This window comes from Serratia sp. GW822-FHT06E05 (assembly GCF_058799445.1).
The window spans coordinates 193,064-215,419 of the sequence record NZ_JBXALM010000005.1 but is presented as its reverse complement, the minus strand read 5'-3'; the positions used below and the strand labels follow the sequence as shown (position 1 = coordinate 215,419).

Genomic DNA, 22,356 nt, shown 5'->3' with positions numbered 1-22,356 from the left:
CTGCGCCATTTGGTGGTGTGGTACTGACCTGAAATCAGACCGAGACTCATTATGTTTACACCGGAACTCCTCTCCCCAGCCGGCACGCTGAAAAACATGCGTTACGCCTTTGCCTATGGCGCCGACGCGGTTTATGCAGGCCAGCCGCGTTACAGCCTGCGGGTACGTAACAATGAATTCAACCACGAGAATCTGGCGCAGGGAATTAACGAAGCCCATGCGTTGGGAAAACGCTTCTACGTGGTAGTGAATATCGCCCCGCACAATGCCAAGCTGAAAACCTTCCTGCGCGATCTTAAACCCGTGATCGACATGGGCCCGGACGCGCTGATCATGTCCGATCCCGGCCTGATCATGATGGTACGTGAAGCCTTCCCGCAGATGGATATCCACCTGTCGGTGCAGGCAAATGCGGTAAACTGGGCGACGGTAAAATTCTGGCAGCAAATGGGCCTGACGCGGGTGATCCTGTCGCGTGAACTGTCGCTGGAAGAGATCGCAGAAATCCGCACCCAGGTGCCGGAGATGGAACTGGAAATCTTCGTCCACGGTGCGCTGTGCATGGCCTACTCCGGCCGCTGCCTGCTGTCCGGCTATATCAACAAACGCGATCCTAACCAGGGCACCTGCACCAACGCCTGCCGCTGGCAGTACAAAGCGGAAGAAGGTAAAGAAGACGAGACCGGCAACATCGTGCATATGCATGAACCGATCCCGGTGCAGACCGTCGAGCCGACGCTGGGCATCGGGGCCCCCACCGACAAGGTGTTCATGCTGTCCGAAGCGCAGAAACCCGGTGAATACATGAGCGCCTTTGAGGATGAACACGGCACTTACATCATGAACTCGAAGGATTTGCGCGCCATCCAGCACGTGGAGCGCCTGACGCAACTTGGTGTGCATTCGCTGAAGATTGAAGGCCGCACCAAATCCTTCTACTACTGCGCGCGTACCGCGCAGGTCTATCGTCGCGCTATCGATGACGCCGTCGCCGGCAAGCCTTTCGATCCCACTCTGTTGACCACGCTCGAAGGCCTGGCACATCGGGGTTACACCGAAGGCTTCCTGCGCCGTCACGTACATGAAGCGCAGCAAAACTACGATTACGGTTCATCGCTGTCTGAGCGCCAACAGTTTGTCGGCGAATTCACCGGGGTACGGCGTGACGGCTGGGCTGAAGTTGACGTGAAAAACAAATTCCTACTCGGCGACAGCGTAGAAATGATGACCCCAGGAGGTAACGTCTTGTTTACCCTGGAGAGCATGCAAAATAAGAAAGGTGAAGCGATCGACGTGGCGCCGGGTAACGGCCATATCGTTTATTTGCCGATCCCGCAAGATATCGATCTCAATTACGCGTTGCTGATCCGAAATTTGCCGGATACCAATACTCCTGCGGCATAAAATGCAGGGAGTGATCCTTTAATGGCATTTTTTAGCAAATATTAGAATTGGATCACATCAATTACTCCGCAGCTTGGTTAACATCAGGCTGCTTAAAACTAAGAACGAAAAAGATTTGCATAGCAATACTAGGAACCACCTCCTTAGCCAGTCCAATCTCCCTTGGACTGGCTTTTTCTTTGATATCGTAAAATAATCCTATCTAATATATCCATTAGCTTTAAATTCACTGACTTGCCTATTTTTCATTACGGCCTGTTGTCATGGCGATATAAAAATAAAGCTACAACGATTAATTAATGCATTAACAAAAACCACTAACTTTCCCACGGATATATCTTAATTTAAGTCAATCCTGCAGAAATAATCTCTGCCAGGTCAGGATTAATCAGAATTAACTGAATATTCTGATGGCCTGCCGCCGATGGGTAGTTTATCGTTGCCCTATAGTTTACAGCCGGGAGATATCAGGAATGCATTCACCAGCACCAGCGCTTCTTATCATTAACGGCAAAGGCGCCGGCAACGACGAGGTTCGCCTTGCCGTACAAAAGTTGCGAGATGAAGGCCAGCCTCTGCACGTTCGCGTAACCTGGGAACAGGGTGACGCAGCGCGTTACGCACGGGAAGCCTGCCAACTGGGTGTTAAAACGCTGATTGCCGGCGGTGGTGACGGCACCATCAACGAAGTGGCTGCGGCGCTAACGGCCTTGCCGGCGGACGGACGCCCGGTACTGGGTATTCTGCCGCTGGGCACCGCCAATGACTTTGCCATGGCCTGCAACATTCCTTTGATGCCGGAACAGGCATTGCGGTTGGCAGTAAAAGGCCGCGCGGTGCCGATAGACCTGGCGAAAGTGAACGATGAACGCTATTTCATCAATATGGCAACCGGCGGATTCGGCACACGCATCACCACCGAAACACCAGAGAAGCTGAAGGCGGCGCTGGGTGGCGTGTCCTACTTTATCCACGGTTTGTTGCGCATGGATACGCTCAAGGCCGACCGCTGCGAGATCCGCGGGCCGGATTTCCACTGGGCAGGCAATGCGTTGGTCATCGGCATCGGCAATGGCAAACAGGCCGGAGGTGGTCAGCAACTCTGCCCGGACGCGCTGATTAACGACGGCTTGCTGCAACTGCGCCTGTTGATCGCGGATGAACTACTGCCGGCGCTGGTAGCCAGCTTGTTTAACGATGAAGAAAACAAAAACGTCATCAGCGCCGCACTGCCGTGGTTGGAGATCAAGGCCCCGCACGAGATGACCTTTAACCTCGACGGTGAACCCCTGAAGGGCAAGCATTTTCGCATTGAAGTGTTGCCGCATGCCATTGAATGTCGCCTGCCGCCAAACTGCGGGCTGCTGGGTCAAGGCCCTACCCCCGAATAACCGTCTATGGCGCTCACCGGCAAGGCTGAGCGCCACTCGTCATAGCATCAGCCCCTTTATCCCAAATAATTTACCGCCTGTCGCCTGCACTTTATTCCGCATCGAAATGTGATCCTCTCCGGCAAATTCTTTAAATCATACTTGTATGGTAGTTAGTTCATAGCGTATTTTCCGTCCAATATGATGACCCGTGGGAACAGGATAAAGACGTTATGAAGATTGTTAACGCAGAGGTATTTGTGACCTGCCCAGGCAGGAATTTTGTCACGCTGAAGATCACCACCGACGAGGGCATTACCGGTATCGGTGACGCCACGCTTAATGGCCGTGAACTACCGGTGGCGTCCTATCTGAAAGATCATGTCTGTCCGCAGTTGATCGGCCGGGACGCCCATCAGATCGAAGACATATGGCAGTTCTTCTATAAAGGCGCCTACTGGCGCCGCGGGCCTGTCACCATGTCCGCCATCTCTGCCGTAGACATGGCGCTGTGGGACATCAAGGGCAAGGCCGCCAATATGCCGCTGTACCAATTGCTCGGTGGCGCATCGCGTACCGGCGTCATGGTGTACTGCCACACCACCGGCCATTCCATCGACGAAGTGCTCGACGACTACGCCAAACATAAAGAGTTGGGCTTTAAAGCCATTCGTACCCAATGCGGTGTGCCTGGCATGAAAACCACCTACGGCATGGCCAAAGGCAAAGGCCTGGCTTATGAACCCGCCACCAAAGGCAACTGGCCGGAAGAACAGCTGTGGTCAACGGAAAAATACCTCGATTTCACCCCCAAGCTGTTTGAAGCAGTACGTAACCGTTTTGGTTTCGACGAACACCTGCTGCACGACATGCACCACCGGCTGACCCCTATCGAAGCCGCCCGCTTCGGTAAAAGCATTGAACAATACCGCCTGTTCTGGATGGAGGATCCGACCCCGGCAGAAAATCAGGAATGCTTCCGTTTGATCCGCCAGCATACCGTGACCCCTATCGCCGTCGGCGAAGTCTTCAACAGTATTTGGGACTGCAAGCAACTGATCGAAGAACAGCTGATCGACTATATCCGTACCACCCTGACCCACGCCGGCGGCATTACCGGCATGCGCCGTATCGCCGACTTTGCCTCGCTGTATCAGGTACGTACCGGTTCACACGGGCCATCCGATTTATCCCCTATCTGCATGGCGGCGGCGCTGCACTTTGATCTGTGGGTCCCTAACTTCGGCGTACAAGAATACATGGGCTACTCCGAACAGATGCTCGAAGTATTCCCGCACAGCTGGAGCTTCAACGACGGCTACATGCATCCGGGCAATAAGCCGGGGCTGGGTATCGAGTTCGATGAAAAACTGGCATCCCGTTATCCCTATGAACCGGCTTATCTGCCGGTCGCACGCCTGGAGGATGGCACCTTATGGAACTGGTAACAGAAGAACGCACCATGCACAGCGTGGTCATTGAAAAACCAGGCCAACTGGTTATCCAGCAACGCCCCTTGCCGCAGCCGGCAGCCAACGAAGTGCGGGTGAAGATAAAGTTCGCCGGTATTTGCGGCTCAGATGTGCATATCTACCATGGCCATAACCCTTTCGCTCGCTACCCGCGCGTCATCGGCCATGAGTTTTTTGGCGTCATTGACCAAGTGGGGTGCGATGTCGATCCACAACGCATCGGGGAACGCGTTGCGGTCGATCCGGTCGTCAGCTGCGGGCATTGCTACCCTTGCTCTATAGGCCGCCCTAACGTCTGCACCGAGCTGCAGGTAATTGGCGTGCACCGCGACGGGGGATTCAGCGACTACGCCTACGCCCCGGCGCGCAATGCCTACCGCATCCCGGACAGCATCAGCGATCGCCATGCCGCCATGGTCGAACCCTTCACCATTGGCGCCAATATCACCGCCCATCTGCAACCCACTGCCGATGACATCGCGCTGATCTACGGCGCCGGGCCGATGGGGCTGACGGTGATCCAAACGCTGAAAGGGGTCTACGGCGTGAAGCAGGTGATCGTGACCGACCGCATCAGTGAGCGCCTGGTGATGGCGCAGGAAAGCGGTGCCGACTGGACCTTCAATAACGCTGAAGGCTCGCTGCAAGCCGAGTTGGAGCGGCGCGGACTCCAGCCGACGCTGATCGTCGACGCCGCCTGCCATCCGGCCATTTTGCAGGAGGCGATTAACCTGGCATCACCGGCGGCACGTATCGGCATCATGGGCTTCTCCGGCGAGGCCTGCACCCTGACCCAGCAAAGCATCACCAGTAAGGAGCTGTCGATTTTCTCCTCACGCCTAAACAGCGGGCGCTTCCCGCAGGTCATCGATTGGATGGCCAGCGGCAAAATCGATCCGCAACGATTAATTACCCACTGCGTGTCGGCCAGCGAGGTTGAGCAGGCGATGCTGATGTTCGAACAAGATCAGCGCACCTGCTGCAAGGTGTTACTGCAATTTGACTGATGAATTTACCAGGGCAGAGGGAGGCAGGAAGCGCCCTCTTCAACCATGAAGCTTCGCAATTAAGCCAGGCTGCGCCTCGTCACTGTACGTGAACGCCGCTGGTGGTCATTTGAACGCGCAACAAGGCGCGAGCTGTGAGGTTTGGCAGGCCAAATAAGCAGCATGCAATACACGCGCGCGTTCGAATGGCCCCAGCCCTCCGGGTCGCGCCCCAAAGACCCGTACTCTGTGTTGTCGGGCTTGAACGTAGGCCCACTATGCCCAGCACCCTCCGCCTTGATTACGGGCCTTTGGGTCTGCGACGGCGCCACGGACAATGACGGGACACAGCCTATACCAAGTGGAGTGATTTTATGTTTAAAAACCTGCGTTGGACCATAGTGTTCCTGCTGTTTATGGTCTACATGATCAACTACCTCGACCGCGTTGCGCTGTCGATTACCGTGCCGATGATCGAGAAGGATCTGATGTTGAATGCCGAACAGTTCGGCATCATCTTCGGCAGCTTCTTCTTCGGTTACGCCATCTTCAACTTTGTCGGCGGGCTGGCGGTAGACAAGTTCGGCCCGACGCTGGTGCTCGGTGTCGCCGTTGGCCTGTGGTCGATTTTCTGCGGCATGACGGCATTAGCCACCGGTTTCTATTCCATGCTGATCCTGCGCGTGCTGTTCGGCATGGCAGAAGGGCCAATCTGCGCCTCGGCCAATAAGATGATCAACGGCTGGTTCCCGAAGAAACAGGCCGCAACCGCCATGGGGCTGCTCAGCGCCGGTTCACCTTTGGGTGGTGCCGTCGCCGGGCCAATCGTCGGCTATCTGGCACTGGCGTTCGGCTGGCGACCGGCGTTTATGATTATCTGCTCGATCGGTATCGTCTGGATGCTAGTGTGGTTCTTCGTGGTGGCGGATAATCCGGCGAAAAGCAAACGCGTCAGCGATGAGGAACTTGCGCTGGTCAACCGGATGAAACAGGAAACCCACAGCGCGGAAGAAGAGCTGAGCAACGCGGCACATGGGCTGGGTTACTACCTGAAACAGCCGATCATCCTGGTCACTGCGTTCGCTTTCTTCTGCTACAACTACATCCTGTTCTTCTTCCTGAGCTGGTTCCCTTCCTATCTGGTTCAGGCGCATAACCTGAACATCAAGGAAATGAGCCTCACCACCATGATCCCGTGGATTGTCGGCTTTGTCGGGCTGGCGCTCGGCGGCTATATCTCCGACAAGATTTTCAATATCACCGGCAAGCTATTGCTTTCGCGCAAGATCGTGCTGGTCACCAGCCTGCTGGCGGCGGCCATCTGCGTGGCCCTGGCGGGTACCGTCAGCAGCGTAGTACCGGCGGTGGTGCTGATGTCGGTATCGATCTTCTTCCTGTACATCACCGGCGCCATTTACTGGGCGATTATTCAGGACGTGGTGCATAAGTCCCGGGTCGGCGGTGCCAGCGGCTTTATCCATTTGGTCGGCAGCGTTTCCGGCATCATTGGCCCTATCGTGACCGGCTACATTGTGCAAAACACCGGTAAGTTCGACAGCGCCTTTATGTTGGCAGGCGGCGTGGCTGCGCTCGGTGCAGTGCTGGTGCTGTTGGTGATCAAGGCACCGCGCAACACCGTACAGCCGCAAATCTCGAAATCTTAATGCTTCAGGGGCGGCCAAGGTCGCCCCGCTTTCCCCTTCTTCAGGAACGACAACATGACGCTTTCCAGCACCGCCGCGCTACCGGCGGCAATTGCAGCACCAGGCTACGATCGCCAACGGCTAAAACCCAGAATCGTACACCTCGGTTTTGGCGCATTTTTCCGGGCTCATCAGGCGATTTACGCCGAGCGTCTGGCAAAGAATCACGCCAGCGATTGGGGCTACGGCGTGATCAGCATGCACAACGGCCAGCAAAAAATCGCCGATATACAACGTCAGGACCTGTTATATACGGTGGCCGAAATGGACGACAGCGGCTGGCGAGGTCAGGTTGTCGGCATTATCAGGCAAGCGCTGCATCTGCAGGTCGACGGGCTGGAAGCCGTACTTGAAGCCATGGCGCAGCCGGAGGTCGCTATCGTTTCACTGACCATCAGCGAGAAAGGCTACTGTTATCATCCCGCCAGTGGCCAGTTGCTGGCTGAACATCCGGACATTCAGCATGATATTGCCCACCCGCAGCGGCCAAAGTCCGCCCCCGGTTTGCTGCTGGCGGCGCTACGGCTACGTCGTGAGCGTGGGCTGCCGGCATTCGCCGTGATGTCCTGCGACAACATGCCAGCCAATGGCCAGGTGACCCGCAACCTGCTCTGCCAACTGGCGCAGCGACAGGATGCGGAACTGGCGGCGTGGGTTCAACAGCATGTCGCCTTCCCCTCCACCATGGTCGACCGCATTGTTCCGGCGATGACGGCGGAAACGCTGCGGCAGATTGAAGGTTTACTGGGTGGTATCGTCGATCCGGTCGCTGTCGCCTGCGAGCCCTTCAGCCAATGGGTAATAGAAGATAACTTCCCACAGGGGCGTCCGGCGTGGGAAAAGGTCGGCGTCGAACTGGTCCACGACGTGCTGCCTTACGAAGAAATGAAGCTGCGGATGCTCAACGGCAGCCACTCTTTTCTGGCTTATCTGGGCTATTTGGCCGGCTATGCGCATATCAGCGACTGCATGCAGGATGCGCATTTTGTGCGTGCGGCGCACCATCTGATGTTGGCGGAACAGGCGCCGACGCTGCAAGTCAGCGGTGTGGATCTGACGCAGTACGCCGAATCGCTGCTGGCTCGCTATCGCAATGGTGCGCTGAAGCACCGCACCGGACAAATCGCCATGGACGGCACGCAAAAACTGCCACAGCGTTTGCTGGACGCCATCCGCTGGCACCTGGCACAGGGCAGCGATTTTAGCTGCCTGGCTTTAGGGGTGGCCGCCTGGATGCGTTACGTCGGCGGCCAGGACGAACAGGGTCAGGTTATCGAAATCAACGATCCCCTGCGTGAACGTCTTGCCGAACAGGTCGGCAACAGCCGCGAAGGCGCCGAACGGGTATTGGCGCTGCTGCAGCTTGAAACGGTGTTTGGGCGCGATCTGCCGGACAGCTTACGGTTCGTCAAGGCGGTGACCGATGCCTACCTTACGCTGCTGGCGCAGGGGGCTCGAGCCACCGTTGCCGCGCTGCCCGTCACGGAATAACGATACTGGCAGACCTCCCGCATGTCCCTCCAGCCGACGGAGAGCATCATTGAGTTATCATATTAAGCGGGTGGATTAATCCGCCCGCCATCAAAGAATAATCTGCTAGTATGGTGGCACCCGAATCTCAGCCAGATTACCGATCTTCACCATGTCTGAAACCTACAGCCTTACCAACAACCTCCCGGTCAATCAGCAAATCTATCGGTTCCTGCGTAAGGATATCGTCGATTGCACCATTCCCCCCGGCACCTTGTTGTCTGAGAAAGAGATCTCCACCCGCTTTAGCGTTTCACGTCAGCCGGTGCGCGAGGCCTTTATCAAGCTGGCGGAAGCGGGACTGGTGCAGATCCTGCCGCAGCGCGGTACTTTCGTGATGAAGATTTCCGCCAAGCGGGTAGCCGACGGGCGCTTTATTCGTCAGGCAGTGGAATGCGCGATTGTTCGTCGTGTCGCAGAACGGATCACGGCGGAGCAGCTGATGACGCTGGAGCATAATTTGCATCGCCAGACGTTGGCGGCGCAAAATCGGCAAACCCGTGAGTTTTTGGCTCTGGACGACGAGTTCCACCAGTTGCTAACCCAGTTTGCCGACTGCCCGCTGGCCTGGGAAACCATCGAAACCATCAAGGCCACCATGGATCGGGTGCGCTTTCTCAGCCTGAGCGAGGTTTCGCCGCCGGAAAGCCTGATCCAACAGCATTACCGCATTTTTGAAGCGCTGAAAGCACAGGATGCCGACGCCGCCGAGCGCGCCATTCATGAACACCTGCAAGAGATGATTTACTCCATTACCCCTATCTCTATGCAAAATACCGAGTGGTTTGAAGTCGAATAATCAGCCACAAATCTTCCGTGGGGCGATCGTCCCCACGTATTTGGCCACGCAAATGGCAATTCCTCTCAATCGCATCTATTGTTTCTCCTTGCCGTCAGGATTTCATTACTATCGTTCTATCAGCTTCAATCACCGCTTTTTGCTACGCCGGTGGTCAGATACCTTAGGTTGCCGGTGTATGAAGAAGCTAAATCGGGAGTTAATCATGACTGATATTGCACAGTTGTTAGGAAAGGAAGCGGAAGACCTGTTGCAACACCGCTGTACTACCATCCCTGCTGAAAATCTCTACCTGCCGGGCGCCGACTTTGTTGACCGGATAATGATCGATAACAACCGCCCCAACACCGTGTTGCGTTCAATGCAAAGCCTGCTTAACCATGGCCGCCTGGCCGGCACCGGCTACCTGTCTATTCTGCCGGTCGATCAGGGCATTGAGCATTCTGCCGGCGCGTCTTTCGCCGCTAACCCGCTGTATTTTGATCCGAAAAATATCGTCGAACTGGCCATTGAGGCCGGTTGTAACTGCGTCGCCTCCACTTATGGCGTGCTGGCGTCAGTCTCGCGCCGCTACGCGCACAAAATTCCGTTCCTGGTCAAACTGAACCATAACGAAACCCTGAGCTACCCGACCCAATACGACCAGACGCTGTACGCCAGCGTCGAGCAAGCGTTCAACATGGGCGCGGTTGCGGTCGGCGCCACCATTTACTTTGGTTCCGAGCAGTCACGCCGCCAGATTGAAGAAATTTCCAGTGCCTTCGAGCGCGCGCACGAGCTGGGTATGGTCACCGTGCTGTGGGCCTATCTGCGCAACCCGGCGTTCAACAAAGATGGCGTGGACTATCATTCCAGTGCCGATCTCACCGGCCAGGCCAACCACATTGCCGCCACCATCGGCGCCGATATCGTTAAGCAAAAAATGGCGGAAAACAACGGCGGCTACCGCGCGGTGAAATTCGGTTATACCGATGACCGCGTTTACAGCAAGCTGACTACCGACCACCCGATCGATTTGGTGCGTTACCAACTGGCCAACTGCTATATGGGCCGCGCCGGGTTGATTAACTCCGGCGGTGCCGCTGGTGAGAATGACCTGCAGGAGTCGGTTCGCACCGCGGTCATCAACAAACGCGCGGGCGGCATGGGCCTGATTCTGGGGCGCAAGGCGTTCAAGAAATCGATGAAAGAAGGCGTGGCGTTGATCAATGCCGTTCAGGACACCTACCTGGACAAGAAAGTCACCATCGCCTGATCCCAAGCCACACCCAGTTCGTTTCTCCAGCCCGGTTCGCCGGGCTTTTTTGTCGCGTTTTTCTGCCGATCCCCGCTCCCCTTTTCTGTTCCCCCCGCCGCTTAATGTTATTTTTCTTTCATTATTAACTTTCACAATAAAATATTTATCTTTCGAATTGTGATCTATTTAAAACAAATGAATCCATAAAGTGATTAGTGTAAGGCCCATGGCGACAGAGCCGCCGTTCGCTCCAGGCCATACCTTCCATCACAGGAGAATAATAATGATTGAGCTAATCACCCACGGAGCCGAATGGTTTATCGGCCTGTTTCAGAAAGGCGGTGAAGTGTTTGTCGGCATGGTGACGGGCATTTTACCTTTGTTAATCAGCCTGTTGGTCATTATGAACGCGCTGATCAAATTTGTAGGCCAGGAACGTATCGAACGCTTGGCGCAGCGCTGTGCGGGAAACCCGGTTTCTCGTTATCTGCTGCTGCCGCTGATCGGCACCTTTGTTTTTTGCAACCCGATGACCCTCAGCCTCGGGCGCTTTATGCCCGAGAAATATAAACCCAGCTACTACGCGGCAGCGTCCTACAGTTGCCACTCGATGAACGGTCTGTTCCCACATATCAACCCCGGCGAACTCTTCGTTTATCTCGGCATTGCCAGCGGGTTGACCACCCTCGGCCTGCCACTGGGGCCGCTGGCGGTGAGCTATTTTCTGGTCGGGCTGTTCACCAACTTTTTCCGCGGCTGGATCACCGATCTCACCACCAGCCTGTTCGAACGCAAGATGGGGATCCGCCTGGATCGCCAGGTGCAACTTTAATTCGTGGAGTGCAGCATGAGTGCTTATATCCGTATTGAGAAAGGCGCCAGCGGCTGGGGTGGCCCATTAACGTTGCCGATCGAACCTGGCAAAAAAGTGGTGTACATCACTGCCGGTACCCGCCCATCGATCGTCGACCGGATTAGCGAACTGACCGGCTGGCCTGCCGTCGATGGCTTTAAAGAAGGCGAACCGCCGGCAGACGAAATTGGCGTCATGGTGATCGACTGCGGCGGTACCCTGCGCTGCGGCCTGTACCCGAAGCGCCGTATTCCGACGGTCAACATTCACGCTACCGGCCAATCCGGCCCGTTGGCGAAGTTTATCCTCGAGGATATTTACGTCTCCGGCGTGCGTGATAGCAACATCAGCCGGGTGGAAGCGGCTACCGATCAGATCCCGACAGCCACGTCGCAACCCAAGGGACGGGATTACGACACCAGCAAAAAAATCACCGAGCAGAGCGACGGCCTGTTGGCCAAAGTGGGTATGGGCATGGGATCGGTGGTGGCGGTGTTCTTCCAGGCCGGGCGCGACACCATCGACACGGTGCTGAAGACCATACTGCCGTTTATGGCGTTCGTCTCGGCGCTGATCGGCATCATCATGGCTTCCGGCCTGGGGGATTTTATCGCCCATGGCCTGACGCCATTGGCCAACAGCCCGATTGGGTTGGTGACGCTGGCGCTGATCTGCTCCTTCCCACTGCTGTCGCCGTTCCTCGGCCCTGGCGCGGTGATCGCTCAGGTGATCGGCGTGCTGGTCGGGGTGCAGATAGGCCTCGGCCATATTCCGCCGCAGCTGGCGCTGCCCGCGCTGTTCGCGATTAACGCGCAGGCCGCCTGTGACTTTATTCCCGTCGGCCTGTCGCTGGCGGAGGCCAAGCAGGACACGGTTAGGGTCGGCGTTCCTTCGGTATTGGTCGGACGTTTCCTGACCGGCGCACCGACGGTGCTGATCGCCTGGGCCGCATCCGCCTTCATCTACCAATAACTTCGTTTGCCAGGGAGCCGTTATGAATACCATTTTCCAGACCATCATCACCCAGATTGGCGACTGCGCCCGCGAGGCGCTGCAAGATGACATGTTGATCACCTTCCGTGAAGGCGCACCGGCAGACATCGAAGAATTCTGTTTCATCCACCAGCACGGCAACACTTCCGGTGAATTGCAGGCCGGGGGGTGGATGGAGCTGGCAGAGCAACGTTATCCAATCACCGCCGTCGGTGACGTCGCCACTCAAAACCTGCGTGAATTGGGTCACCTCACCGTACGTTTCGACGGAGAGCCGCAGGCCGAATTCCCCGGTTCGATCCACGTATCCGGCACCACGCCGGCGGATATCCCACTGGGCAGCACGCTGAAATTTATCGCATAAGGAGTAAACCATGTCTGAAGTAGCTGTAGTGATTGGCGGTGGCCAAACGTTGGGTGCATTTCTGTGCCAGGGTCTGGCGCAGGCGGGCTATCGCGTGGCGGTCGCCGATTTAAACGCGGATAACGCCCGGCAGGTAGCACAACAGATTAACGACCAATACGGCGCGGGCAGCGCGCGTGGTTTCCAGGCCGACGCCACCGACGAACAAAGCGTGATTGCGCTGGCGGCAGCGGTTGACGATGAATTCGGCCCGGCCAAACTGCTGGTGTACAGCGCCGGTATCGCCAAGGCGGCACCGATCACCGATTTCCCGCTGGGGGATTTCGACCGCTCGCTGCAGGTCAATCTGGTGGGCTATTTTCTCTGTGCCCGCGAGTTTTCTCGCCTGATGATCCGCGACGGCATTGCCGGACGCATCATTCAGATCAACTCTAAATCCGGCAAGGTCGGCAGCAAGCACAACTCCGGCTACAGCGCCGCCAAGTTCGGCGGCGTGGGGCTGACACAGTCGTTGGCGCTCGATCTGGCGGAATACGGCATTACCGTGCATTCCTTAATGCTGGGTAACCTGTTGAAGTCGCCGATGTTCCAGTCGCTGCTGCCGCAGTACGCACAAAAACTGGGGATCGCGCCGGATCAGGTTGAAAAGTATTACACCGACAAGGTGCCGCTGAAACGCGGATGTGACTATCAGGACGTGCTCAATACCCTGCTGTTTTACGCCAGCGATAAGGCTTCTTACTGCACCGGCCAGTCGATCAACATTACCGGCGGTCAGGTGATGTTCTGATCTTGTCAACGCTCCCTCTCCTTCTGGAGAGGGAAAACAAACAGGAGGCTATATGACTCAGGCATTGATCACCTTCGCAGTTCTGGCCTGGCTACTGCAAATCGCCCTCGGCTGGTGGCAGATCCAACGTTTCAACCGTGCCTTCGACGGCCTGTGCCAGCTGGGTGCCGTCGGTGTCGGGCGTTCCGGCGGGCGCTTTCAACCCCGGGTGGTGCTGGCGCTGGCCTTTGATTCCGAGCGGCGGGTTTGCGGCAGCATGTTAATGCGTGGCCTGACCATCTTTGCCCAACCGAAACCTATCGCCCGGCTGCACGGCCTGCATCAGCGTGATCTTCGCCCGGATGTGATCTTCCCCGAGGATCCCGCATGCCAGACTGCACTATCGTTAGCGATTGCCCCTAAATCATGATATTTTCACATTAAAAGACATTACCTTTCATATTGAATTGTTAGCCGAAGGGAAATGCGCAACTCTTGTGAACAGGACGGGCTATGAAACCAAAGCAGCGGCAGGCCGCTATCCTTGAATATCTGCAGCGGCATGGCAAAACGGCAGTGGATGCCCTGGCAGCGCACTTTGCCACCACCGGCACCACCATCCGCAAGGATCTCACCCTGCTGGAAGAGGAAGGTGAAGTGATCCGCACTTATGGCGGCGTGGTGCTCAGCCGCGACGATGGCGATCAGCCTATCGACCGCAAAACCCATATCAATACCGAAAAGAAACGCCAGATCGCCTATGCCGCCATCGGGCTTATCAACGACGGCGACTCGCTGATTTTCGACGCCGGCAGCACCGTGCTGCAAATGGTGCCGCATCTGGCGCAGTTCAATAACATCACGGTCATGACCAATAGCCTGCACATCGTCAATGCGCTGGTGGAGCTGAATAACGACCAAACCATCCTGATGCCCGGCGGCACCTATCGCAAAAAGTCGGCGTCCTTTCACGGCAGCCTGGCGGAATCGGCTTTCCAGCAGTTCAGCTTCGACAAACTGTTTATCGGGGCGGACGGCGTGGACCTTAATGCCGGTGTCACCACCTTTAACGAAGTGCACAACGTCAGCAAGGCGATGTGCGAAGCCGCCAGCCGCATTATCCTGCTGGTGGACTCGTCAAAGTTCGGCCGCAAAAGCCCGAACGTGGTCTGCGACCTGAGCGCCGTGGATACCCTGATCACCGATAAAAACATCAATCCGGATTACCTCGCCGCATTGCAGGCGAAAGGGATCAATATCATTCTGGTAGGAGATTTTGATGAGTAACGCCGCTGCCCTGCTGGCCTTTGCCCGCGAAACGCTGGAAATTGAGCTGACTGAAGCACAACGCCTGCTGGCGCGACTGGACGATAATTTCGTCTGCGCCTGCGAACTGCTGCTGAACTGCCGGGGCAAGGCGGTGATTTCCGGCATCGGCAAATCCGGCCACATCGGTAAAAAAATTGCCGCCTCGCTGGCCAGTACCGGCACTCCGTCGTTCTTCGTGCACCCGGCAGAAGCACTGCATGGCGATCTCGGCATGATTGGCGCCGACGACGTGGTGGTGTTTATCTCTTATTCCGGCCGCGCCAAAGAGCTGGATTTAATCCTGCCGTTGCTGGCGGAAAATAACATCCCGGTGATTGCCATCACCGGCGGCAAAGAGTCACCTCTGGCGTTGGCTGCGGCCTGCATGCTGGACATCAGCGTCGAACGCGAGGCTTGCCCGATGGGTTTGGCGCCGACCTCCAGCGCGGTCAATACGCTGATGATGGGCGACGCATTGGCAATGGCTTTAATGCGCCAGCGCGGTTTCAACGCCGAAGACTTTGCCCGTTCACATCCGGGCGGCAGCCTGGGTGCGCGTTTGCTCAACCGGGTACATCACCTGATGCGCACCGGCGATCGTTTGCCGAAAGTCAGTGAAAGCGCCAACGTGATGGAAGCCATGCTCGAACTGAGCCGCACCGGGCTGGGGTTGGTCGCGGTGTGCGACGCACAGCAGAAAGTGGTGGGGGTATTTACCGATGGCGACCTGCGCCGCTGGCTGGTAAAAGGCAATAGCCTGCAGGATGCGTTGAGCCCGGCCATTACCCGCCCTGGCTATCGCTTGCCGGAGCAGTGGCGCGCAGGGGAAGCCCTGGAAGCTTTGCACGAACAACATATCAGTGCCGCACCGGTGGTCAATCTGGACGGCGTACTGGTCGGCGCGATCAACCTGCACGATTTGCATCAGGCCGGGATCGGCTAATTAAACTGAAGAAACCCGCAGCAATGCGGGTTCCTCCTTGCCTATTCATCCCGGGTATCAATTCGGTACAGCCTCGACGATCGACAAATAACAACCGGTATCGATAATCCGGTTCAGCTTCAGGTCGGCGCTGGCCAACAGCGCCTTCAGTTCTTCTTCGGTGCGCACCTGCCCACCGTCAAAACTGCCCATCAGAACCAAATCAAGCTCCCGGCAGCTGTCCCAGGCGGTGTTATTCGGCACTATTACAGGTTCAATAAGCAATAGCTTCGATTGCGGGTGCATCGCATTACGACAGGTACGTAATATGCGACTGGCCGGCTCATCGGCCCAGTCCATGACGATAAATTTCAACAGATAAAAGTCTGCCGTCGGACAGGCTTCAAAGAAACTGCCCGCGCAGGTTTCCCAACGCGAATCATCACCCAATTCACCAAGGCGGTTTCTTGGCAATACCTGCGGTTGGTCAAAAAGAATGCCTTTAACCGTCGGATTGGCGCGCAATACGCTCAGCAGCAATCCGCCAAATCCCCCGGCGATATCTACCACCGTAGAATGCTCGGGGAATTTATAACTGCGCATCAAAATTTTATTTTCCAACGCCGACATCGATGCCATGCCGATATGGAAATCATTTTCCGCGTCAGGAATATCCTCTTGCGACCAATAATCATAGAATGGCATACCGAATATTTGTTTAAATACCGGTTCGCCGCGTAACGTTGCCGCCAATTTTCCCAACGGACGCCACATTGTTTCATCCGTCAGCATCATTACACCGCCACGCAGTGAATCCGGCAAGTCTGAACGTAAATATTGCGCTACTGGGTTAAGCGAGAAACGTCCGTCTTCGGAAACGGAAAAAATATTGCGCGATGCCAGAATACTCAAGACCCGATGCAGCATTCTGCTATTTACTTCCAGCTTCCTTGCCAGCTCCTGGGCCGTTTTGGGGCCGTCAATCAGATGATCGGCCACGCACAGCTCAGCCGCAGCCCGCAAGGCGGCCTGCACGGTGAATCCCATCGTTTGATCCAACAAATACAAAGAGGCTTTTTCATCTTCAGAAAGAGTGACGTGATTAGTTGCCATGATCATAATGCTCCGTTTGGATATTTAACCTCAGACACCATTGCAAAATTAACAATGATTATTTATTTCGTGTGAAATAAATTCGCCAAACAAGATCATAGACACTAAATAAAATAAAACCATAAATCCAACAAGGTTATCAGGCAAAAATAACCATAAATCATGCAACCAATTAAATGGCAAAGGAATATATATAACAGGAAAAACAAAATGATAAAGCATAGATACAATTAGATAATTAATTCATGACGAAGCAATATACTCCTCACCAGGATTTATTTTATATAAATTTCATTTCAATAATAGACACATACCTTAAAAATTCGGCTGAATGCAGATGCCTTCAGCCGAAAACTGATTATTTCCAGTCGGGATTATTCTCAAACTGTTGTTTCAGCAACGCCTTCATATCGTCGTTCGGTTTACCCAGCCATTGGTATTTGGCGTATTTCTTCGGATGGTCAACCGCTTCCGGCTTATCCGCCACCTCAACGCGCACGGCCCAGGCCTGTGATTTGTCTTCCTTAAACGCCACTATCATAAAGTTGTTGGCGCAGTCATGCGGCTTGCACAGATTGCCCACCAGATAGTTCTGCCCTTTCCAGCTCAGGCTCTGCGCCGGCGTGGAGGTTCCCATCCCCTTGCGCGCCCAACCCGGCAAGCGAGCCTGCCCTTTGACCATATTTTGCCAACTGGTCTGGTAACCCGGCTGTTGGATCACGTCCGAGGTGGTGACGATCTGCTGAGCGAAACCACCCACGCTGAAGCTGAGTAACGCGCCGAAGATGGCGCCGCGAAGTGCGTTTTGTCCTGTCATTGCCTTCTCCCTAGAAAAAATTCGGTTGCACCCGGCCCAAGCCGGGTCTGGATCTAGTCAGACCACAAGGGTAGCAAAAAGTTGACTTACCACCAGGCATGAAAATGATGTACCGGCCCAATACCGTGCCCCACTTCCAGGGTATCCGCCTGCAGCAGGGCCTGTTGCAAATAGTCCTTGGCGGCAGCGACCGTTTCGGCCCAGTCGTCGTGACGCGGTCGCAGCGCCGCCAGGGCGGCAGACAGCGTACAGCCGGTGCCGTGAGTATGTCGGGTCGCCACGCGCGGCGCGGTAAACCGCAGCTCCTGCTCGGCCGTAAACAGCCAATCCGGACTTTCGCTTTCGCTAAGGTGACCCCCTTTCATCAACACCGCCTGGCACCCCATCGCCAGGAGCGCCCGGCCCTGCTCGCGCATCTGGCGCTCATTTTCCGCCGGGGCGCATGCCAGCAGCACCGCCGCCTCCGGCAGGTTCGGCGTGATGATCGACACCAGCGGCAACAGTTCACGACGGATCGAATCCACCGCTTCCGGCGCCAGCAGCGGATCGCCGCTTTTTGCCAGCATCACGGTATCCAGTACCACAAACGACGGCTGATAATGGCGCAAACGCTCCGCCACCGCCTGCACAATATCGGCGTTGGCCAACATGCCAATCTTGGTGCTGTCGATGCGCAGGTCGCTGAAGACGGAATCCAGCTGAGCGGCGACAAAGGCCGGATCTATGTTGTAGACCGACTGCACACCACGGGTGTTTTGCGCCACCAGCGCGGTAATCACCGAGGCACCATAGGCCCCCAACGCAGAGAAAGCTTTTAGATCGGCCTGAATGCCGGCGCCGCCACTCGGATCGGTCCCGGCAATTGTCAGTGCGTTAATGCGTTTCATTGCAGTTCCTCCGGGCGCAGTTGATACAGTGCGTCGAGGAACGCCGGGGTGAAACTGCCCGGCCCGGCGGCACGGCGCGTGGCCCGTTCACCGCAAAGCGACATCACCCGGCAGGCGGTCGCCACGTTATCGAGCCGATCGCCCGGTAAACTGCAAAATGCCGCCACCACTGCAGAAAGTGCACAACCGGTACCGACCACCCGCGTCATCAGCACATCGCCGCCGGTGACCGCCCAGTCACGCTGGCCATCGGTGATGTAATCAACAACGCCGGTTACTGCCACTACCGCACCGCTGCTGCGCGCCAATTCGCGCGCCGCCGGCAATGCCACCAGCGAGTCGTCTGCACTGTCGACGCCACGTCCGTTAGCCTGCAGACCCCTCAGCGCCATGATTTCAGAAGCGTTGCCGCGGATCGCCGCCGGCTTCTCACCCAACAAACGATGGGCAAACGCGGTGCGATACACCAACCCGCCGACCGCTACCGGATCCAGCGTCCAGGGGGTTTGTGCCACGTTGGCAGCTTCCACCGCGGCCAGCATGGATTCAGCGCGTGATGCATTGAGGGTGCCAACGTTGATCAGCACCGCATCCGCCAGTCGGCTGAACTGCGCCGCTTCGGTCGGTTCCACCACCATTGCCGGCGAAGCGCCGAGCGCCAACAGGACGTTAGCCGTCAGTTCCTGCACCACTTCGTTGGTCAGGCAATGGATCAGGGGCGATTGGCGTTTAAATTGAGTCAAACAGGCCGCGGCGCGGGCGCCGGGGAAAACATCAGGTCGAGCGAGCATATTCCTCCCAACCGGCGTTCAAGAAGGCGGGTACCGGTTGAGGCACCGAGACTTCCCTACGCTGGCATAATCCAGATCAGGTAATACGGGTAAAATCTCAGCCACTGCGCATCGCGCAGGGCACCCCGAGTCAAGACGGCCATTATTGGGGTTGCCGCCGGTGAGGTCAATCGCGCTATAGTGTCAAAAAATAAAAAGGAGGCGCCATGCAGATAAGAAAATACCAAGAGGCCGATCGCCCCTTCCTGCGCACCCTGTATCTGGCTTCGCGTAAAGCGGCGTTTCCGTGGCGCGATACCGAAGATTACCGGCTGGAGGATTTCGATCGCTCAACGCTGGGCGAAGATATTTGGGTGGCGGAAGATCAGGGGAAGCGGCTGGGATTTGTGTCGATTTATCGCCAGGACAACTTTATTCACAACCTGTATGTCGATCCGCATCTGCCGCCGCTCGGCGTCGGCAGCGCTCTGTTACAAGCGGCAGAACAGACCTTTACCGCCACCGGTTCGCTGAAATGCCTGGTGAAGAATGAGAAGGCGCTGGCGTTCTACCACAAGCACGGTTGGCGAATCATCACTACCGGCAATGACGGCGGGGAAGAATATTACCTGCTGCATTCCCCGGCAAAATAAAATAAGGGCACAGCGCAAACCGTGCCCGTTCATTAAAGCCCCCGGCTCAGGCGACAGAAGCTGCCGGGGTCAGTTTTGCACGTGCGCGGATATTTCTGACCAACAGCCCCGACACTATGATCCCGGCACAGGCAAACATACCCATCAGCCCGAAAACAATCTTGTAACCGGTCAGTCCTGGGAAGGCATCGAGAATATGACCGTACAGGCTAAAACAGAACATCGCCGGGGCATAACCGATAAAGCTGCCCAGCGCCATAGCCGCACCGGTATGTTCTTCGTCAATGCCGGCCTCACCGATGGGGGCAAAGAACACCGCTCTTTGGGTAAAGACCACTGCACCAAATCCCAGCGTACAGGCCATGCCCAAGTAAACCGGCATTTGTTCATGCGGTAACAGGATCAATAGCGCCAGCGCAATGGCGCTGATAATAAAGGTATAGAATAAATACTTGCTGGGAGACTTTAATACTTTATCGGCAATGAGACCACCAATCGGTCCACCCACCATTTTTAAGCAGTATTGATTAATGATCCCGTAAGCACCCACCAGTGCAATCGGCAGCGCATAGACATGACTCAGGAAAGGAATAAAGAACGTCAATCCGCAATACACCGCGTAAACACAGAAAACGCTGAAGGCAATCAGCCATACAGTTTTGTTTTTCAATACGCTGCCCATTCCAGGCTTTTTATTGACAGGGGTTTGTTCTTTAGCGGGTAACTTTTCCTCTGGGCTTTCTTTCATCACCAACAGAATAATAATCCCTACGCAAATGGCGATGGCCGAATAAAACAATATGCCGACTTTAAAACCCAGGTAGCCGCTACCAAATGCGGTAAACAGCGCCAGCGCAGAAAAGGCCACCACCGTGTCCACAACCCCGCGCCCGGTTTCAAAAAAGCCGAACAACCGCCCCTGCTGAGTATTATCCCCCAGCATACTCACCGATTTGAGCAGCACCGGCCAATTCAGCATGTCACAGGTCACGCCGAACAGCGCCCAGACAAACAGTATGCCCCAGTACCCCGGCATGCTGGACAGGTAGATACCAAGCAAGCCAGTAGCAATCAGCGAAAACGACATGGTAAAACGTCGCGGCAGGCGATCGGAAAAATAGATTGATAAGAAGAAGCCAATGGTCGTCACAATCGAGTTAACCGACATGGCATTGCCTATTTCGCCGTTACTCAAGTGAAAATACTGTTGCATCGGAACATAAAAAGCATCTTTAAGGGAAGGCAATTTATAGATTGTCCCTCCACATAAAACCAACAAGCTAAATAATGCCCATCTTTTTTTAGTTAACATAGTCCCCTCACAGCCAATAATTAATAAGCGGTGTTGTTTACCCGATAATGAGGCGAGCGTTGATCGCTCATCAGCGAGAATATGTGATTTATAGATTTATTTTTATATTATGCCGGATTTAGCAGTTCCTGAGCTTGCTGCGTTAAACTGTCAATGATGGTGCGAACATAGTGAATTTGATTTAAAGCATCTTGAGTTTCTTTCTTTAATCGCGCTTCCAACCCTTGCTCCGGTAACGCTGTTTCACTCATTTCTCGCCATGGAATGGGAGGATTATTCCCTTCGTCGCTGAAACGAAACGGCGGTGCGTAATAATCCACCTCTTCTTCCAGCCCGTAGGCGGTGACCTGCGGTTGATCTTCACCCAGACAGATCAGCCCCAATAACAGTTCTCGGAATGGCAGATCTCCCTGTCCGGAAATACAGGCACGATGCCCCATCCCCTTGTTCTCTCGCACAATAATTGCGTCCTTGATGTGCACCTGAGTGATTTCCCCACTCATTGCCGCCAGTGCCGGCAGCGGCTCTTCATTGGCGTTAATCATGTTGGCGAAATCAAACAGCAGGGAAAGCTGAGGGAAATCTGCCGCCTGGACCAGGCCGACCAATTCATGGCTCTTGAGATCTTCATGCTGTTCCAGAGTAAAACTCAGGCCGCTGTGTTGATAACGCTGTTTGATGTACTGAATATCCGCACCGATACGCGCCAACACCTCTTGCAAAGGGCCCTGATAGCGCGGATAAAAACGCACTGAGCTGGCCCCACATTTCAGCGCGATATTCACCGCCTGATCGATAGTTTGCGAGTCGGAGGCGCTGGTTTCGATATGAATATCCAATCCATAGCGCCGAGCCTGTTCGCCAAACCGGCGCAGCCGGGCATCATCAGCATGGCAAAGCGCCTGACTTTCCCCATCCAGCACATGCACCTTCACCCCTCGCAACCGCTGCTGATGGGCGATGCTCAACAAATCCTCTGGCAGGATCTTCTCCATACGCATATTGAGATGAAAGGCGTAAGCATGCAGGTAAAGGGGCAAGTTATGCGCCCGTAGAAGGACTTTCTCCGCCGTTAAGCGATCCATGATATTCAC

At 55.6% G+C, this 22,356-nt stretch carries 22 protein-coding genes and 1 riboswitch; of the genes, 16 read left to right on the top strand and 6 right to left on the bottom strand.

What is annotated here, in order from left to right:
- The first annotated feature begins 51 nt into the window (after positions 1 to 51).
- The 15 genes from trhP (at position 52) to gutQ (ending at position 15,731) form a co-directional block, all read left to right on the top strand.
- Positions 52 to 1,404, top strand: a complete 1,353-nt coding sequence (gene trhP / locus AC1RKC_RS14520; RefSeq protein ID WP_041414820.1) for a prephenate-dependent tRNA uridine(34) hydroxylase TrhP — start codon at positions 52 to 54, stop codon at positions 1,402 to 1,404.
- 473 nt (positions 1,405 to 1,877) lie between these two features.
- Complete coding sequence (gene yegS / locus AC1RKC_RS14515) at positions 1,878 to 2,795, top strand: lipid kinase YegS (RefSeq protein ID WP_149573715.1); 918 nt, start codon at positions 1,878 to 1,880, stop codon at positions 2,793 to 2,795.
- A gap of 212 nt (positions 2,796 to 3,007) precedes the next feature.
- A complete protein-coding gene (gene manD, locus AC1RKC_RS14510; protein ID WP_404780106.1) occupies positions 3,008 to 4,222 on the top strand; it encodes a D-mannonate dehydratase ManD in 1,215 nt (404 codons plus the stop codon).
- Between the two features lie 14 nt (positions 4,223 to 4,236).
- Positions 4,237 to 5,253, top strand: coding sequence for a Zn-dependent oxidoreductase (locus AC1RKC_RS14505; RefSeq protein ID WP_493092648.1), 1,017 nt, complete (start codon positions 4,237 to 4,239; stop codon positions 5,251 to 5,253).
- Between the two features lie 353 nt (positions 5,254 to 5,606).
- Positions 5,607 to 6,896: an MFS transporter gene (locus tag AC1RKC_RS14500; RefSeq protein ID WP_020828104.1), complete on the top strand. Its 1,290-nt coding sequence runs from the start codon at positions 5,607 to 5,609 to the stop codon at positions 6,894 to 6,896.
- 54 nt (positions 6,897 to 6,950) lie between these two features.
- Complete coding sequence (locus tag AC1RKC_RS14495) at positions 6,951 to 8,426, top strand: mannitol dehydrogenase family protein (RefSeq protein ID WP_493092635.1); 1,476 nt, start codon at positions 6,951 to 6,953, stop codon at positions 8,424 to 8,426.
- A 151-nt stretch (positions 8,427 to 8,577) separates the two neighbouring features.
- A complete protein-coding gene (locus AC1RKC_RS14490; protein WP_201896099.1) occupies positions 8,578 to 9,264 on the top strand; it encodes a GntR family transcriptional regulator in 687 nt (228 codons plus the stop codon).
- Between the two features lie 205 nt (positions 9,265 to 9,469).
- Entirely contained in the window at positions 9,470 to 10,519 is a 1,050-nt protein-coding gene (gene fbaB / locus AC1RKC_RS14485) for a class I fructose-bisphosphate aldolase (RefSeq protein WP_012146277.1), read from the top strand.
- A gap of 265 nt (positions 10,520 to 10,784) precedes the next feature.
- Positions 10,785 to 11,333, top strand: a complete 549-nt coding sequence (gene srlA, locus AC1RKC_RS14480) for a PTS glucitol/sorbitol transporter subunit IIC (RefSeq protein WP_020828107.1) — start codon at positions 10,785 to 10,787, stop codon at positions 11,331 to 11,333.
- A gap of 15 nt (positions 11,334 to 11,348) precedes the next feature.
- The gene (gene srlE, locus AC1RKC_RS14475; RefSeq protein WP_020828108.1) at positions 11,349 to 12,326 is read left to right on the top strand and encodes a PTS glucitol/sorbitol transporter subunit IIB; all 978 of its coding nucleotides are present in this window, start codon (positions 11,349 to 11,351) and stop codon (positions 12,324 to 12,326) included.
- 22 nt (positions 12,327 to 12,348) lie between these two features.
- Complete coding sequence (srlB, locus tag AC1RKC_RS14470) at positions 12,349 to 12,711, top strand: PTS glucitol/sorbitol transporter subunit IIA (RefSeq protein WP_020828109.1); 363 nt, start codon at positions 12,349 to 12,351, stop codon at positions 12,709 to 12,711.
- Between the two features lie 10 nt (positions 12,712 to 12,721).
- On the top strand, positions 12,722 to 13,501 hold the full coding sequence (gene srlD / locus AC1RKC_RS14465) for a sorbitol-6-phosphate dehydrogenase (RefSeq protein ID WP_493092634.1): 780 nt from the start codon (positions 12,722 to 12,724) through the stop codon (positions 13,499 to 13,501).
- A 52-nt stretch (positions 13,502 to 13,553) separates the two neighbouring features.
- Positions 13,554 to 13,910 carry a transcriptional regulator GutM gene (gene gutM / locus AC1RKC_RS14460; protein ID WP_046372929.1) on the top strand — a complete coding sequence of 119 codons (357 nt, stop codon included), beginning with the start codon at positions 13,554 to 13,556 and terminating at the stop codon, positions 13,908 to 13,910.
- An 83-nt stretch (positions 13,911 to 13,993) separates the two neighbouring features.
- On the top strand, positions 13,994 to 14,767 hold the full coding sequence (gene srlR, locus AC1RKC_RS14455; RefSeq protein WP_493092633.1) for a glucitol operon DNA-binding transcriptional repressor SrlR: 774 nt from the start codon (positions 13,994 to 13,996) through the stop codon (positions 14,765 to 14,767).
- Positions 14,760 to 15,731: an arabinose-5-phosphate isomerase GutQ gene (gutQ, locus tag AC1RKC_RS14450; RefSeq protein WP_020828113.1), complete on the top strand. Its 972-nt coding sequence runs from the start codon at positions 14,760 to 14,762 to the stop codon at positions 15,729 to 15,731. Before srlR ends, gutQ begins: the two co-directional genes overlap by 8 nt.
- 57 nt (positions 15,732 to 15,788) lie before the next feature.
- On the opposite strand, the gene AC1RKC_RS14445 is transcribed toward gutQ, so the two are convergent.
- The 4 genes from AC1RKC_RS14445 to thiM form a co-directional block, all read right to left on the bottom strand.
- The gene (locus AC1RKC_RS14445; protein ID WP_061069179.1) at positions 15,789 to 16,823 is read right to left on the bottom strand and encodes a methyltransferase; all 1,035 of its coding nucleotides are present in this window, start codon (positions 16,821 to 16,823) and stop codon (positions 15,789 to 15,791) included.
- Positions 16,824 to 17,181: 358 nt separating this feature from the next.
- Positions 17,182 to 17,640 carry an inhibitor of vertebrate lysozyme family protein gene (locus AC1RKC_RS14440; RefSeq protein WP_046372928.1) on the bottom strand — a complete coding sequence of 153 codons (459 nt, stop codon included), beginning with the start codon at positions 17,638 to 17,640 and terminating at the stop codon, positions 17,182 to 17,184.
- A gap of 86 nt (positions 17,641 to 17,726) precedes the next feature.
- Positions 17,727 to 18,527, bottom strand: coding sequence for a bifunctional hydroxymethylpyrimidine kinase/phosphomethylpyrimidine kinase (gene thiD, locus AC1RKC_RS14435; protein ID WP_493092632.1), 801 nt, complete (start codon positions 18,525 to 18,527; stop codon positions 17,727 to 17,729).
- Positions 18,524 to 19,318, bottom strand: coding sequence for a hydroxyethylthiazole kinase (gene thiM, locus AC1RKC_RS14430; RefSeq protein WP_493092631.1), 795 nt, complete (start codon positions 19,316 to 19,318; stop codon positions 18,524 to 18,526). The genes thiD and thiM overlap by 4 nt, the downstream gene beginning before the upstream one ends.
- Positions 19,319 to 19,354: 36 nt before the next feature.
- A riboswitch (TPP riboswitch) is annotated at positions 19,355 to 19,456 on the bottom strand.
- 68 nt (positions 19,457 to 19,524) lie between these two features.
- On the opposite strand from thiM, the gene AC1RKC_RS14425 reads away from it, so the two are divergent.
- Positions 19,525 to 19,950 carry a GNAT family N-acetyltransferase gene (locus tag AC1RKC_RS14425; RefSeq protein ID WP_046372925.1) on the top strand — a complete coding sequence of 142 codons (426 nt, stop codon included), beginning with the start codon at positions 19,525 to 19,527 and terminating at the stop codon, positions 19,948 to 19,950.
- Between the two features lie 46 nt (positions 19,951 to 19,996).
- Here the strand turns inward: AC1RKC_RS14425 and AC1RKC_RS14420 are convergent, their stop codons facing one another.
- Positions 19,997 to 21,262: an MFS transporter gene (locus AC1RKC_RS14420; RefSeq protein WP_048762742.1), complete on the bottom strand. Its 1,266-nt coding sequence runs from the start codon at positions 21,260 to 21,262 to the stop codon at positions 19,997 to 19,999.
- A gap of 107 nt (positions 21,263 to 21,369) precedes the next feature.
- On the bottom strand, positions 21,370 to 22,347 hold the full coding sequence (locus AC1RKC_RS14415) for a sugar phosphate isomerase/epimerase family protein (protein WP_493092630.1): 978 nt from the start codon (positions 22,345 to 22,347) through the stop codon (positions 21,370 to 21,372).
- Positions 22,348 to 22,356 lie beyond the last annotated feature (9 nt).